This window comes from Dactylosporangium sp. NPDC051484 (assembly GCF_040689395.1).
Taxonomy (GTDB): domain Bacteria; phylum Actinomycetota; class Actinomycetes; order Mycobacteriales; family Micromonosporaceae; genus Dactylosporangium.
Genome location: NZ_JBFAZX010000007.1, coordinates 256,354 through 270,608, shown reverse-complemented (window position 1 = coordinate 270,608; position 14,255 = coordinate 256,354). Strand labels below are relative to the sequence as shown.

Annotated in this window: 10 protein-coding genes; 5 read left to right on the top strand and 5 right to left on the bottom strand. The window is 71.7% G+C overall.

What is annotated here, in order from left to right:
* Positions 1 to 108 precede the first annotated feature (108 nt).
* The 4 genes from AB0367_RS16160 to AB0367_RS16145 all read left to right on the top strand — a co-directional run bounded on the left by AB0367_RS16160 (position 109) and on the right by AB0367_RS16145 (position 5,410).
* The gene (locus AB0367_RS16160; protein ID WP_366227076.1) at positions 109 to 1,428 is read left to right on the top strand and encodes an FAD-dependent oxidoreductase; all 1,320 of its coding nucleotides are present in this window, start codon (positions 109 to 111) and stop codon (positions 1,426 to 1,428) included.
* A 113-nt stretch (positions 1,429 to 1,541) separates the two neighbouring features.
* Positions 1,542 to 3,011 carry an MFS transporter gene (locus AB0367_RS16155; protein ID WP_366227075.1) on the top strand — a complete coding sequence of 490 codons (1,470 nt, stop codon included), beginning with the start codon at positions 1,542 to 1,544 and terminating at the stop codon, positions 3,009 to 3,011.
* A gap of 375 nt (positions 3,012 to 3,386) precedes the next feature.
* Positions 3,387 to 4,184 (top strand): TIGR03084 family metal-binding protein, encoded by a 798-nt coding sequence (locus tag AB0367_RS16150; RefSeq protein WP_366227074.1) that lies wholly within the window; start codon positions 3,387 to 3,389, stop codon positions 4,182 to 4,184.
* Between the two features lie 236 nt (positions 4,185 to 4,420).
* Entirely contained in the window at positions 4,421 to 5,410 is a 990-nt protein-coding gene (locus AB0367_RS16145; protein ID WP_366227073.1) for a DUF1702 family protein, read from the top strand.
* Between the two features lie 61 nt (positions 5,411 to 5,471).
* Here AB0367_RS16145 and AB0367_RS16140 read toward each other — a convergent pair whose 3' ends face one another.
* Positions 5,472 to 6,803: an FAD-binding protein gene (locus tag AB0367_RS16140; RefSeq protein WP_366227072.1), complete on the bottom strand. Its 1,332-nt coding sequence runs from the start codon at positions 6,801 to 6,803 to the stop codon at positions 5,472 to 5,474.
* A gap of 169 nt (positions 6,804 to 6,972) precedes the next feature.
* Between AB0367_RS16140 and AB0367_RS16135 the strand changes: the two genes are divergently transcribed.
* The gene (locus AB0367_RS16135; RefSeq protein WP_366227070.1) at positions 6,973 to 7,422 is read left to right on the top strand and encodes an SCP2 sterol-binding domain-containing protein; all 450 of its coding nucleotides are present in this window, start codon (positions 6,973 to 6,975) and stop codon (positions 7,420 to 7,422) included.
* Positions 7,423 to 7,452: 30 nt separating this feature from the next.
* Here the strand turns inward: AB0367_RS16135 and AB0367_RS16130 are convergent, their stop codons facing one another.
* From AB0367_RS16130 to AB0367_RS16115, 4 genes are all read right to left on the bottom strand, one after another.
* Positions 7,453 to 8,055 carry a DUF305 domain-containing protein gene (locus AB0367_RS16130; protein WP_366227069.1) on the bottom strand — a complete coding sequence of 201 codons (603 nt, stop codon included), beginning with the start codon at positions 8,053 to 8,055 and terminating at the stop codon, positions 7,453 to 7,455.
* A 524-nt stretch (positions 8,056 to 8,579) separates the two neighbouring features.
* Positions 8,580 to 9,446 carry an aminoglycoside phosphotransferase family protein gene (locus AB0367_RS16125; protein WP_366227068.1) on the bottom strand — a complete coding sequence of 289 codons (867 nt, stop codon included), beginning with the start codon at positions 9,444 to 9,446 and terminating at the stop codon, positions 8,580 to 8,582.
* A 74-nt stretch (positions 9,447 to 9,520) separates the two neighbouring features.
* Positions 9,521 to 10,555, bottom strand: a complete 1,035-nt coding sequence (locus tag AB0367_RS16120; protein ID WP_366227067.1) for a LacI family DNA-binding transcriptional regulator — start codon at positions 10,553 to 10,555, stop codon at positions 9,521 to 9,523.
* Positions 10,556 to 10,631: 76 nt separating this feature from the next.
* Positions 10,632 to 14,108 (bottom strand): discoidin domain-containing protein, encoded by a 3,477-nt coding sequence (locus AB0367_RS16115; protein ID WP_366227066.1) that lies wholly within the window; start codon positions 14,106 to 14,108, stop codon positions 10,632 to 10,634.
* Between the last annotated feature and the right edge of the window lie 147 nt (positions 14,109 to 14,255).

The following is a 14,255-nucleotide window of genomic DNA, read 5'->3' as shown; positions in this document are numbered from 1 at the left end:
AGGCAGAAGCGGTAGCCGGCACTGAGCATTCTACGAGAAGATCTGACACCGCGCGCCGATACGCTGTCCGGGGACATTGATTCTGCCACATTCGAGGAGGCTATCTAAATGGGCAACCATCACGGCGAGCACGCGGTGGTCCTCGGCGGCAGCATTGCGGGGTCACTCGCGGCCCGGATGCTTGCGCAGGCGTACCGGAAGGTGACGGTCATCGACCGTGATGACCTCTCCGGGCCGGCCGGGCCGCGCCAGGCGATCCCGCAGGGTCACCACATCCACGCGCTGCTCGCCCGCGGCCAGCAGATCCTCGAGGAACTGTTCCCGGGTTTCACCGACGAACTGGTCTCGATCGGGGTGCCCGTCGGCGACTTCGGCACCAGCCTGAGCTGGTACTTCAACGGCCGGATGATCCAGAAGGCGGAGACCGGGCTGATCTGCGTCGCGGCCGGCCGGCCACTGCTGGAGGCCCGGATCCGGGGCCGGGTCAGGGCCCTGGGCAACGTGGAGTTCCGCGAGCACACCGACATCGTCGGGCTGGTGGCGTCGCCGGATCGCAGCCGGATCACCGGTGTGCGCGTGCAGCGGCGCGGCGAGGACGAGGTGACGCTCACCGCCGACCTCGTGGTCGACGCGACCGGCCGGGGCTCGCGGACGCCGCGCTGGCTGCAGGAATTCGGCTACCCGCAGGTGCCGGAGGAGCGGGTCAAGATGGACCTGACCTACACCACGCTCGACTTCAAGGGGCCGCTGCCGTTCGACCCGATCGGCGGGGACATCGCCCTGCTCCCGGTGGCCACGCCGGCGATGCGGCGGGGGGCGATCTTCGCCCGGATGCCGGACCGCTACTCGGTGTCGCTGACCGGCATCCTCGGCGACCGGCCGCCGACGGACATCGAGGGCTTCCTGGCGTACGTGCAGTCGCTGCCGGTGCCGGAGATCTACAAGGCGGTCCGCGACGCCGAGCCGATGGGTGAACCGATGTCGTTCCGGTTCCCGGCCAGCGTGCGTCAGCACTACGAGCGGCTGGCGCGTTTCCCGGACGGGCTGCTGGTCATGGGGGACGCGGCGTGCGTCTTCAACCCCGTCTACGGCCAGGGCATGACGGTCGCCGCGATCGCGGCCCGGATGCTCGGTGAGCACCTGCGCAGCGGCCCGCCGGTGCCCGCGGCGTTCTTCCGGGACCTTTCCAAGATCATCGACGCGCCGTGGGACATGTCGGCCGGCGCCGACCTCGGCTTCCCCGAGGTGCAGGGCCGCCGCACCCTCAAGACGCGGATGGGCAACCTGTTCATCCCGCGCCTGCAGGCCGCCGCCGTCAACGACGGCGTCCTGACGACCGCGTTCCTGCGCGCGGCGGGCCTGGTCGATCCGCCCGACGCGCTGATGCGCCCGAACATCATCCGGCGCGTGCTGCGCGCCAAGCGCTAGGCAGACCCAACAACAGCAATCCGCAAGAAACAGGCAGGGGTTCTTCCGTCCGCGGAAGGGCCCCTGCTCGTCGATCGCGCAATCCACTTCGGTCCCGAGCAAAGGACAGTGCCATGGACAGAGCGCAACTCGCCGTGACCCCGGCCCACAGCGCCCAGCCGGACCCCCGGCGTTGGTGGGCGCTGGTACTGCTGTGCACCGCCAACTTCATGGTGATCCTGGACTCGCAGGTCGTCATCCTGGCGATCCCCACCATCAGCACCCGCCTGCAGCTGTCGCAGAGCGCCGCCCAATGGGTCCTCACCGCGAACCTCGTCACCTTCGGAGGGCTGCTGCTGCTCGGCGGGCGAGCCGCCGACCTGCTCGGGCGCCGCAAGATGTTCCTGCTCGGCACCCTGCTGTTCCTGCTGGTATCGCTGGCCTCCGGCTTCGCCTGGAACGGCGAGGTGCTCATCCTGGCGCGGGCGCTGCACGGGGTGTCGGCGGCGCTGATGACCCCGACCGCCCTGTCCCTGCTGACCGCCATGTTCCCCGAGGGCCGGGAACGACACCTGGCGCTGGCCGGGTGGGCCGGCATCGCGGGCATCGGCGCCACCGTCGGGCTGCTCGTCGGCGGCGGACTCACCAGCGGCTTCGGCTGGCAAGGGGTCTTCTTCGTCAACGTCCCGGTGGCGGTGCTGATGCTGATCGCCATCCCGCTCGTGCTGCGGGAGAGCCGGGACCTGCGGCAGAGCCGCAACTACGACCTCGCCGGCGCCGTCACCAGCACCGCGGTCCTCGCCCTGATCGTGTACACCCTCGCGCAGGCGCCAGAGGTCGGCTGGCTCAACGCCAAGACCCTCGCCACGGCGGGCGCCGCGGTCGTGCTCGCCGCGCTGTTCGTGGTCATCGAGCTGCGTTCCAGCGCGCCGCTGCTGCCGTTGCGCCTGCTGGGTTCCCGGGTCCTGGTGGGCGGCAACCTGGCCATGGTGACCATGGGCATGTGCGCCTTCGGCATGTCGCTGGCGATCGCCCAGTACACGCAGGGCGTCCTGGGCTACTCGCCGCTGGAGTTCGGCCTCAAACAGTCGATCATGCCGTTGATGGCGTTCGTCGGATCGTACGCCGGGCAGTCGTTCATCACCCGGTTCGGCTTCCGGCCGGTCGCCGCGGTCTGCCTCGTCCTGATCGGCGCCGGCAGCGCCCTGCTGATGTACAGCGTGGCCGGCGGGGGCTCGTACGCCAGCCTGTTCGTCGCGCTGTTCGTCTTCGGCTGCGGTCTCGGCCTGGGCACCGTCGCGGCGTCGGCCGCGGCCCTGGCCGGCGTCGCCGAGTCCGAGCTCGGCCTGGCGTCGGGCATCAACACCGCCGCTCAGCAGATCGGCGGCGGCTTCGGCATCGCGATCGTCTCGACCGTGCTCGTGTCCTTCTCGGCCGGCGCCACCCCGATCGCCGCGGCGACGGCCGGTTTCCGTGCCACGTTCGCCGCATGCGTCATCTTCGCCGCCGTCGGCCTGGTCATCGCGGTGACGATGCTGGGCCGCCGGCAGCGGACCGCGATCACCGGCCTGGCCGGCGCGCACGTGCCCCTGCCGCCGCGGTAGCACGGCGGCCCGGGCCCGCAGAGCATCCACAGAGTTGACATCTCCCCCAGCTGAAGCAGGGGGATTCAACCCTCGCGGGTTGAGCTTTCTGCTTCACCGACAACAGCCGACCCGGACTACCGGCGAGGGACGGTGTACCGCCCATCGGTCTTACATCGTCTCCACAGACGTCACTTCCCGCCAGCCCGGCGGTAGGCCCGGCCAGCTTGGTGATCGCTGCCCGAGCCGCACGAACCTAGCACACCTGTTCGCTTGCGCACCACGGGCGGCAGACGCCGGATTCGCCTTGGCGGCGAACCGGCCTTCTCTGCCCTGCTCCGCAGGAGATCCGTTTCCTCACCGGCCTGAAGGCCGGACTATCCACGGAGGTATCCGATGACAGAACAGCCGAAGGTGATCTCCAACCTGACCGCGGACGGCAACGACGTCGACCGGCTCGTCAGCGACCTGGACGCCGAGCAGTGGGCGCTGCCCACACCCGCGGTCGGTTGGACCGTGGCCCATCAGATCGCCCACCTGGCCGCCACGTTCCGGATGGCGGGGATGGCGGCCGCGGACCCGGACCGGTTCATCGCGATGACCGGCCGGCTCGGCTCCGACTTCAACGCGAATGTGACCGCCGCGCTCTCCGAATACGTCGTCGAGCCGCCCGCGGAACTGCTGCGGCGGTGGCGTGCGGAGCGCGCCGCGGCGGAGAAGTCGATCGGGGCGCTGCCGATGGACCAGCTGGTGCCGTGGCTGGTCCGGCCGCTGCCCGCGATGGTGCTGGCCATGGCCGGCATGATGGAGCTCTTCGCCCACGGCCAGGACATCGCCGACGCGCTGGGCGTGCGGCGCCGGGTGACCGACCGCATCGGCCAGGTCGTGCACTTCGCGGTGCGCACCTGGGACTTCGGCTACCAGAGCCGCGGGCTGCAGACGCCGGACGTCGCGTTCCGGTTCGAGATCACCGCGCCGTCCGGGGCGGTGTGGGAGTTCGGCCCGGCCGACTCGCCCGAACGGATCACCGGCCCGGCCGAGGACTTCTGCCTGCTCGTCACCCGCCGCCGGCACCGCGACGACCTCGCGGTCGTCGCCGCCGGCGAGCTCGCCGAGCAGTGGCTCGACATCGCCCAGGCCTACCGCGGTCCGGCCGGCCCGGGGCGTCAGGCCGGGCAGTTCTCGGCGGCGTGACACCAGGCGGTTCGCTGGGCGCGCACCGCGTGCCCAGCGAACCGCATCGGCACGGACCGAGCGCATCGCCGTGCCCACATCCAGCACGCTGACCGGCCTGTCTCGGCCGCTGCGCACCCGGGGACCGGAGCGGTCACTTACGCACTCGAAGAGACGTGTCCACTCCGCCGCCGATTGACGATATAACCGTCGCGGCGACCCGCGCCGGGCAGTACACCGGATGATTGGGAGACTCAATGTCAAGGGTGTTCGGATCGCTGCGCCGCATGGCCCTCGCCCCGTCGCTTGAAGACGTCTCATTCACCAAGCTGAAGTTCCCGGTCAAGCCGTCGGCGACGACCAGATGGCTCGAGGCGATCCCGCAGGCGGTGGTCTGTGGCTTCGAGTGGACCATCGAGGGGCCGCCGGCCTGGGAGATCGAACGCCGCCTCGACCTGGTCGACCAGGAGCGCCGGGGGTTCGCCTACGAGGGCGCCACGATGGCCTGCACGGTGCTCGACGCGATGGGCCCCGGCACCGGGAAGCGGACCAGGGCGCTGCTGGAAGGGCCGGGCGGCCCGCACCTCTTCCTCGCCTACATCGGGATCGGCTTCGCGATGGCGCGCCTGCCGCGGCCGTTGTGGCGCAAGGTTCTGCCGGACCTCACCGACACCCGCTATCACCCGACGATGAGCTGGCTCGCCGTCGACGGTTACGGCTTCGACGCGGCCTACTTCGACCAGGACACCTGGGTCACCGGGCAGCGGCGGCCCAAGCCGTACCCATGGCAGGGCCGGGCCGACTATTTCCCGCGGGCGTTCGACCAGGGAGTTGGCCGGATGCTGTGGTTCCGCCATGCCGCCGCGGTCGACGACGTCGCGGCGACCGTGCGCGGCTTCGCGCAGGAGCGGCAGCCGGATCTGTGGAGCGGCGTGGGACTGGCCTCCGCGTTCGCCGGGGGGTGCGACGGCGAGGGCTTCGAGGCGCTGCGCCGGGCCGCCGGCACGCACCAGGCGCATCTGGCCCAAGGTGCGGTGTTCGCCGCGAAGGCGCGGATGCACGCGGGCTACTGCCCCGAACACACCGAGACTGCCGTGCGCGCCCTGACCGGGATGTCCGCGACCGCCGCGGACGCGCTGGCCGACAGCGTCGCCGTCGACTCCGGCGACGAACTGCTGCCGAACTACGAGCGGTGGCGGCAGGCGATCCGTGAACACGTCACCCAGTCGAGCCCGGTCGGCCACTGACCGGTTGCGGCGGCGGCCCGCTGAGCGGGTCGCCGCCGTCGGCGTGCGGGATGTGCACCGATCAGCACGTGTGCGCCGCGCCGGATCGCGAGTCGTGGTGGGCCGTGGCACCGGCGTAGTCGGCACCGCCCAGGATCACGGCGCTCGCGCGCAGCGCCGCGTTGGCCCGCAGCATCCGCTCCAAGACGCCGGTGTCGCCGGGCGGCGCGGTGCGCTGCATCCCGAACAGGACGGTCACCGGATCGTTCACGTTCGGCATGTACGGTGCCTGCAGCCGAGCGGTGGGGATGGCGTTGATGAGGACGCTGCCGCCGTCGCCGATGTCCCCCGGCCCCGTCCCGCCGAGCTCGCCGGCGATGACCGCCTGGGCGTGCCGGCCGGGCAGCAGGACGTTGCAGCGCGGGTGGGGATGATGCTGCCAGGCGCCGACTGCTCGCAGTCGCGCCTCGAACGGGGCGAGCCGGCCGAGGAAGTCCCCGTAGCCACTGGTCTCGCTCTCCTCGCTGCCCCGCTCGTGGGCGAGGTCGGCCAGCAGCGCGCGATCGTCGGGACGCCGGGGCGGGGTGTAGGTGCTCACGACCTCCAGGACGTAGGTCCATCCGGTGGGCCCCGGGCGGGCGTGGCCGAGCACGTGGTCGAAGCGCCGGTCGCCGATCAGCCGCCGCTGGTCGGCGAGAAACGCACCGAGGTCGTGATAGCTGAGCAGATGCCGCCGGGCGGTGCGCTGCGCCGGCGCCAGCGCCATCGTGGCGCGGGTGATGATGCCGTACCGGCCCTGGGTCGCCCTGACCGCGTCGAACAGGGCGGCGTCGCGGGTCGGTGAGCAGGTGAGCAGCTCACCGAGCGGCGTGACGACGTCAAGGTCCAGGACGTTGTCGGCCTGGCTGCCGTACCGATGGCTGGCGCCGCCGACCCCGCCCACGGACAGGGTGCCGCCGACCGACAGCTCGAGGTAGTCCGGCAGCACCGGCGGCGCGAGGCCCTTCGGCAGCGTGGCCGCGACGACCGCGCTCCAGCGGGCGCCGGCGTCGGCACTGATCCGGTCCGGCCCGCTGTCGTGGATCTCGGCGAGCGAGCCCATGTCCACCACGATCCCGTCGCGGACCTGTGCCTGGCCCTCGACCGAGTGGCCCGACCCGCGGGCGACGACGGGGACCCCGCATTCGCGGCCGAACCGCACGATCGCCGCGACGTCCGCCGCGGTGCGCGGACGCAGCACCGCCAGCGGCCGGCGGCGGACACGGTTGCCGAAGTCGGTCGAGGCGCCGGCCAGGTCGTCGTCGTGGGTGCTGAGGACTCCGTCGAGGTTCGGCACGGCCACGATGCCAGGCCCTGCGGTGCTGGTCCATTCGCGGGCACCGGCCCGCAGTCCGGCAACGGAAACGAAGCTCATCATGCCTCCGCAAAGGACACTCGTCGCGATCGCGTTCATCGTCGCACCGGGGAAGTGCCGCTCCGTGTCCGAGCGTGCGCTGACACTGTGCGGCGGCCGCAAGCTGGAAGTGGGCGCGGGTAAGGGATCCCGGGACAATCGTTGCAGGCAGTGACCGAAGGAGCCGAGCATGTCCATACATGACGCAAACCCCGCGGCGACGGAGCCCGGGGATTTCGCGAGGCTGGTCAAACGGACCCCAGTCGAGGACCTACGGAACCTGATGACCGGCGAGCGGCGCTGCGCCGTCCTCGACGAACTGTTCCGGCGCATGCCGGACGTCTTCCGGGCGGATCGGGCGAGCTCCCTCGACGCCGTCATTCATTGGGTCATCGGCGACCGGCCGGACGGCGGCACCGACCGCTACGAGCTGACCATCTCCAACGGGGTCTGCCGGGTGTCCCCGGCACCCACCAGGGAGCCGAGGCTGACACTGACCATCGGCGCGGTCGACTTCCTGCATGTGGTGACCGGCAACGCGCACCCGGTGATCCTGGTGATGAAGGGCAAGCTGCACACCAAGGGGGACATGGTGCTGACCGCGAAGTTCCCCAGCCTCTTCGACGTGCCGAAGGTCTGACCGGCCCGGCCCGGCCTGGTCGCCGGCCGTTCACTTCGGCAGACGCGCGCTCGCGCCGCCCCGGGTCTCGGCGACCTGCCGGGCCAGGGCCTTCACGGCCGGGCTGGTGCCGTTGGTGATCTCGGCGGCCGCGAGCCGGCCCAGCTGGTCGAGGTGCTCCCGCAGGCAGTCCACGGCCTGCCGCTGGAAGTCGGCCCCCGAGCCGGCCCGCAGCGAAGCCAGCCGGTCGGCGTCGACGAGGCCCGGCATCCTGTGACCCTTGTGCGGGTTGTCCCTGGGCAGCCCGGCCTGGTCGGAGAGGGCGCGCAGCCGGGGCAGCTCCCCGTCGTACACCCCGCGCAGCTCCCCGGCGAGCGCTACCAGCGCCGGGTCGGACGCCCGCTGCCGCAGCAGATCGAGCACCGGCAGCAACTGCTCGTCCATCGGGATCATCAGCTCGACCCAGGCGAGATCGGTGCCGCCGAAGTCCGCGGCGGCGGCCACGGCGGAGGCGGAGGTGGAGGCGGACGGCACGGGGTGTCGCACGGTGGCGGGCGCACCGCAGCCGGCGGCGAGGGTCACGACTGCGAGGGCCAGGACTACGCGAGCCAGGACGGCGGCGAGCGACAGCAGCGGGTTCGGCAGGCGTCGCATGGCGGTGTGAGCCCTTCCGGTGACGGGACGCGGAGCCTGCGGCTGCGGCGGTCCCGGGCGCCCAGAGCCCCGGTGCGGCCGCCGCAGCCGCAAGGTCGGCACGGGTGCGGCCGCTCGCACGGCCACGCCCGGTGGCGGGGATCCCAACCCGGTCACCGCCACAACGCATGCGAAGCGCCCGGCAGTCGGCCCGGTCGCCGCGCCCGGCCGGCGCGGCTTGTGTCCCCGCCCGGAGACACCAGAACGCCCGGGTAGCCCCCGCCTGGTGACCGACCCGAACGACCATGGCCCTGCACCACTGGCCGGGCGACCCAGTCAGCCCTGGTCAAGCCCACTGACCCAGGGCGCTGGCCGCCCTGGACAGCGCCCTCCGCCGGCACCCGACCCTTTGGAGAGCGCTCTCCACACCGCCAGTCTCCCGCCTGGCCGGAGCCCTGTCAACGGCGGAGAGGACGTCCCGCGGGGCCGTCGGGCGAGATCTTGGGAGAGCGCTCTCCCGCATGACCGAGCCTCATGACCACGCCTCAGCCCAGACGCACCTCGCGCAGGGTGTGCTCGGCTACCGCGGCCATCTCGGGGGTCCCCGTCGCGTCGGCGGCGAGAGCGGCGCCGATGTTCAGCGCCCAGCCGCGCGCTCGCTGCCAGGTCGCCTCGTCACGGCCCGGGCCGCAGCCCAGCGCCGCGCGGAACACCGCCCGCGCCGGGGCGTCGAAGACCAGCCACGCGGCGGCGAGGTCGGTGGCCGGGTCTCCCGACGTGAGGTCACCGAAGTCCAGAACCGCGGCGAGCCGCCCGTCGGGGCCGGTGAGCAGGTTGCCGGGGTGCGGGTCGCCGTGCACCCACAGCGGCGGCCCGGCCCAGAACGGTACCGCCACGAGCTCGTCCCACAGCCCCCGCAGGCCGGCGGGCACGCGCCCGGTGGCGAAGCGCTCGGCCATCGCCTCCGCGCGGGTGGACAACGGCACGCCGCGCACCGGGTTCGCAGGCGCCGCGGCGGGCGCGGGCACGTGCAGGGCCGCGAGAAACCCGGCCAGCTGCGCGGCGAACGCGGCGCGCGGCGCGACCGGGGAGGCGGCGACGACGGTGCCGGTCAGCCACGGCGTGATGCTCCACGGGAACGGGAAGCCCCCCGAGGGCACGCCCACCCGCACGGGCACCGGGACCGGCACCGGCAGCGCCACGGCCAGCCGCGGCAGCCAGTGCTGCTCGCGATACACCAGCTCGGCGGCGACCCGGCGGCGCGGCAGGCGCACGGCCAGGTCGGCGCCGAGGCGGTAGATCGCGTTGTCCCAGCCCATCGCGACCTGCGACAGCGGGCCGTCGAGATCGGGGTGCTGCTCCAGGATCAGCCGGCGAACCAGGGCGGCGTCCACGGCGATGTCGGCTTCCACGAACACAGCATGCCAGCGGCCCCGAACCCGCGCTGCCCCGAAACTCCGCGGCCCCGAAACCCCGCGGCCGCGGGCTACGCGGACTGCCGTACCACCAGCTTCGGATCGAAGATGACCGACTCCACGCGCAGCGACGGGTCGTCGATACGGGCCAGGACCAGCCGCGTCGTCTCCGCCGCCATGTCCTCGAGCGGGTGGCGCACCGTGGTCAGCTGCGGCCGCGCGTCCAGCGCCGCACTGCTGTCGTCGAAGCCGATCACCGCGATGTCGTCGGGCACCCGCACGTCGCGCGTGCGCAGGGCCATCAGCGCGCCCTGGGCCATGAGGTCGTTGGCCACGAACACGCCCTCCAGGCCGGGGTGCTGCGAGATCAGCGCGAGCATCGCCGACTCGCCGGACTCGTAGGTGAAGCCGCCCTCCACGGTGGGGAACCAGGCGTGCCCGTGGCGGGCCAGGGCCTGCCGGAAGCCGGTGAGGCGGTCCTGCGAGGCGGGCACGTGCGCCGGCCCGGTGATCATGCCGAGCCGGGTGCAGCCGCGGCCGAGGAGGTGCTCGGCGGCCAGGGCACCGCCGGCGTCGTTGGCCAGGTCGACGTACGAGATCGGCACCGGCTGTGCGGGGCGCCCGACGAGCGCGGCGGCGATGCCGGCGTCGCACAGCTGCTGCGGCAACGTGTCGTCGGGGTGCAGCGACAGGACCACGGCCCCGTCGGCCTGGCCCTGGCCGAGGTCGCCGACGAGCCGGGTGCGGGCCTGCTGGGTGCCGACGATCTGCAACGCCAGCTGGATGCCCTTCGGCCGCAGAACGCTCATCACCCCGCCGACGATGCGGCCGAAGAACGGGTCGGCGAAGAACCGGCGCATGAACGGGTCGTCGTCGTGCGACACCGCGTCGGAGACGACCAGCGCCACGGTACCGCTGCGGCGCGTGACGAGCGACCGCGCGGCCCGGTTCGGCACGTAGCCGGTCGCGTCGACGGCCTGCCACACGATCTCGTGCAGCTTGGGGTCGACGTTGCGCACGCCGTTGATGACCCGGGAGACGGTGGCCCGGGACACGCCCGCGGCCTCAGCAACGTCTTCGAGGGTCGGTCGCCGTTTTTCGCTCATCACGCGCTTTTATAGCACGAAGACGGAAAGCGCTCTCCGGGCAAAAGTCCCAGAGAGCGCTTCCCGGCCGCGATGCCTAGCGGTACACGCCGAACTCCCAGAGAGAATATCCGTACGTGGTGGCCCGGACCTGTCCGTTCATCCGAACGTACCGCGCGTTGCCGTTGACGTTGATGTCGTCGAACCCGCCGTCGCCGGCCGCGGTCGAGTAGATCGTCGTCCAGTTGACGTTGTCGTCGGACGTCTGGATCTGGTAGCCCTTGGCGTACGCCGCCTCCCACGCCAGGAACACCTTGTTGAAGGTCTGCTTGCTGCCGAGGTCCACCGTGATCCACGCGGTGTCGACCCACTCGCTGGCCCAGCGGGTGCCGTAGTCGCCGTCGGTGGCGTACTTGGGCAGCTGCGGGCCGTTGGCGCCGGTCGGCTGGTAGCTCGACGCGGTCACCGGCTTGTTCAGCGCGATGTTCGTGCCGGGGATCGACGGCGCGACGACCTTGAACGAGCGGGTCTCGATGCCGACGTTGCCCTGGCCGTCGAACGCGTACACGTAGATCTTCCACACGCCGAGCGTCTCCGGCGCGGTCACCGTGAACGTGCTGCCGTTCTGCGTGAAGTTCAGGTTGCGCAGGCCGGTGCCGCCGGTGATGTACTTGTCGCTGGCCATGAGGTTGTAGCGGATGGTGTCACCGTCGGGGTCGCTCGCGGCGACGTTGACGGTGAACTGGCTGGCGGCCGGCACCGCGGTCTGGTTGCTGAGCGTCATCGAGGTGATCTGCGGCGCGGTGTTGGAAAGCGGGGAGCCGGTGTACGCCTGCTTCAGCGCCCCGTATCCGAGCCGCCGCCAGCCGCCGCCGTAGGTGTTGAGCCACACGCCACCGAAGTCGTTCTCCAGGCCGTAGTGGAACTCCGTCGCGCCGAGCGCCACGCCCGGGTGCGACTTGATGGCGTTCCAGCTGGCCGTGTAACCGTCGCGCTTCTGCAGGTCGGTCGGCTCGGTCGGCACGCCGTTGACGTCGTTGGGCACCTCCCACTCGCCGGCCGGGCCGCCCTCGGTGACCACGTACGGCTTGGTGTACCCGCCGTTGATCCAGTCCTGCTTGATGTTGCCGATCGCGCCGTAGGAGTTCACGGCCAGCAGGTCCAGGTGCGGCGAGTTCGCCTTGTAGTAGGGCCACGCGCCGGTGTAGGCGTCGGTCGAGGTGACCGGGTGGTTCGGGTCGGCGGCGTGGATGGCCACGGCCAGCTCGTCCACGTACTTGGCGTACGCGACCCGGCGGGCCTCGACCTCGGCGGCGGACAGGCCGTGGTCCTGCATCGTGAGGATGACCTCGTTGCCGACGTCCCACATGAGCACGCCCGGGTTGTTCTTCAGGGCGTTGACCCGGTTGACGATCTCGGTCTTGGTGTTGTTCTTGTACGCGGTGTCGTTGACGTAGTCCGCACCCTGGTTGAGCCAGTGCCCGACGATCACCTTCATGCCCTGCTGGGCCGCACGGCCCAGCAACTCCGGGGTCTGCGCGTCGTCGACGCCCCAGGTGCGCACCGTGTTGACGCCCATGTTGCGCAGGTCGCGCATGTACCCGTCGGCGGCGCCCTGCGGCGGGCCGTAGGTCAGGCCGCGGACCTCCCACGGCTGGCCGTCGACCTGCAGCTGCCAGTTGCCCTGGCTGCCGGTCACCTTGACCACGTTCGGGCCGGCCGGGGTCGCCGGGTCGGTCATCGCCGGCGGGACGGTGCCGGTCGCCTTCGCCACGGTGACCGAGTCGACGCTGAGCACGCCGCCGGAGGTGGTGTTCGGCGTCGGGGTGGTGAAGCCGGCGATCGCGTTGGGCAGCGAGCCGCCGATGGACAGGTCGAAGCGCAGGTAGAAACCGTGGTGCACGGCGGCGTTCCACGCGGTCACGCCGACCTGGCTCTCCCGCACGACCCACGTCTGCTTGCCGTCGAGGTAGAAGCGGATCTCCTCGTCCGTCTTGGCCCGGTCGATGACCTGGGTGTACTCGTGGTAGCCGGTCTGGCAGCCGGTGCAGCTGGCCAGGCCGGAGCTGCGGCCGTTGTACTCGCCGCACGGCCCGTCGGGCGCGGTGCCGCAGTGCAGGGTCTGCGCCAGCTGGCTGCGGCCGTTGACGTCGGTCATGATGTCGGTCTCGCCGACGCCGGGCCAGTTGTTGAAGTTGCCGCGGTACGCCGCGCCGGTGGCCCGGAAGCCCGGCCAGTAGCCGGCGCCGCCCGCGACGTCGGGCTGCTTGATCAGCGCGGTGAACTTGACCTGCTCGCCCGCGCCGGCCTGGAAGTCGGTGCGCTGGGTCTCCAGGCGGCCCGAGGTCCAGTTGCCCGCGCCGTCGCGGATCGCCTTGATGTTCAGCTTGCCGGCGCCGTCGAGGTACACGTTGGCGGTGCTGTTGCTGGCGGTCTCCACCTCGCCGGTACCCCAGTTGGCGGCGCCGCCGGGGAACTGGGTGCCGGTACGCATGATCCAGTTCGCGGCCGACGGCGAGGTGTTCGCGGCGCCGTCGAAGGTGTCGGTCCACACGGTCGTCCAGCCCGGCTCCTGCGTCGGGGGGGTCGAGGTCGACGGGCTCGGCGACGCGCTGGGCGAGGCCGACTGCGTCGGGCCGCTACTGGTGAAGACCTTGAACTCGTACAGCGAGTAGCCGTACCCGCCCGGGCGGGCCGTGCCGTACATGCGCACGTAGCGGCCCGAGCCGGTCACCGGGATGGTCTGCGTGCCGCCGGTGCCGGTGGTGGTGGAGTACACGTCGGTCCAGCTGGTGCCGTTGATCGACGTCTGGATCTGGAAGGCCTTGGCGTAGGCCGCCTCCCACTGCAGGACCACCTGGCAGATCGACTGGGTCGAGCCGAGGTCGACCTGGATCCACTGCGGGTCACTGAACTGGCTGCTCCACCGGGTGTTCGCGTCGCCGTCGAAGGCGTAGCTCGCGGCGGTGCCGGCGCCCTCCGACGAGGACGCGCTGGCCGGCTTGCCCTGCGCGGCGTTCGTCGTGCCGCAGGCGCCCGCCGACGGGTTGCCGCTGCCGCCGAAGGAGCCGTAGACCTTGAACTCGTACAGCGAGTAGCCGTACCCGCTGCCGCGGGCGGTACCGTACATGCGCACGTAGCGCCCGCTGCCCGACACGTTCAGCGTCTGCGTGCCGCCGGTGCCGGTCGTCGTGCTGTAGATGTCGGTCCAGTTCTGGTCGTCGGCCGAGGTCTGGATCTGGAAGGCCTTGCCGTAGGCGCCCTCCCACTGCAGCGTGACCTGGCTGATCGTGGCGGTCGCGCCGAGGTCGATGCGGATCCACTGCGGGTCGCTCCACTGGCTGCTCCAGCGGGTCCCGTCGTTGCCGTCGTTGACGTAGCTGGGCGCCAGGTCGTCGGACTGCGCCGACGAGGCCGTGACCGGTTTACCTTGCGAGATCAGGCCGTCGGCGGCGCGCGCGAACGGCGCGACCACGACGGCGACGGCGGCGACGACGGCGACCACAAGGGCGATGCGCCATCGCGAACTGAGCAGTTTCCGCCAGGCGGGGGCGGGCGTGTGCGCCGGATGCACGAGGGGCTCCTTGGTGGGGTGTGAGGAGGCGCGGCGGCGGTTTGGAGAGCGCTCTCCGATTGGTCGCAGTGTTGCCCCGCGCTTTCGGCTGTGTCAAGTCTGCGAGCCCGCCCGGCTCTCGCTTCGCTCGAGCATCGGTGGGGTTCC

Bases quoted from the DNA above. Each gene is read 5' to 3' on its own strand.
- AB0367_RS16140 (WP_366227072.1), bottom strand. From the start codon at position 6,803: ATGAGCTTCGTTTCCGTTGCCGGACTGCGGGCCGGTGCCCGCGAATGG.
- AB0367_RS16130 (WP_366227069.1), bottom strand. From the start codon at position 8,055: ATGCGACGCCTGCCGAACCCGCTGCTGTCGCTCGCCGCCGTCCTGGCT.
- AB0367_RS16155 (WP_366227075.1), top strand. From the start codon at position 1,542: ATGGACAGAGCGCAACTCGCCGTGACCCCGGCCCACAGCGCCCAGCCG.
- AB0367_RS16145 (WP_366227073.1), top strand. From the start codon at position 4,421: ATGTCAAGGGTGTTCGGATCGCTGCGCCGCATGGCCCTCGCCCCGTCG.
- AB0367_RS16120 (WP_366227067.1), bottom strand. From the start codon at position 10,555: ATGAGCGAAAAACGGCGACCGACCCTCGAAGACGTTGCTGAGGCCGCG.
- AB0367_RS16150 (WP_366227074.1), top strand. From the start codon at position 3,387: ATGACAGAACAGCCGAAGGTGATCTCCAACCTGACCGCGGACGGCAAC.
- AB0367_RS16160 (WP_366227076.1), top strand. From the start codon at position 109: ATGGGCAACCATCACGGCGAGCACGCGGTGGTCCTCGGCGGCAGCATT.
- AB0367_RS16135 (WP_366227070.1), top strand. From the start codon at position 6,973: ATGTCCATACATGACGCAAACCCCGCGGCGACGGAGCCCGGGGATTTC.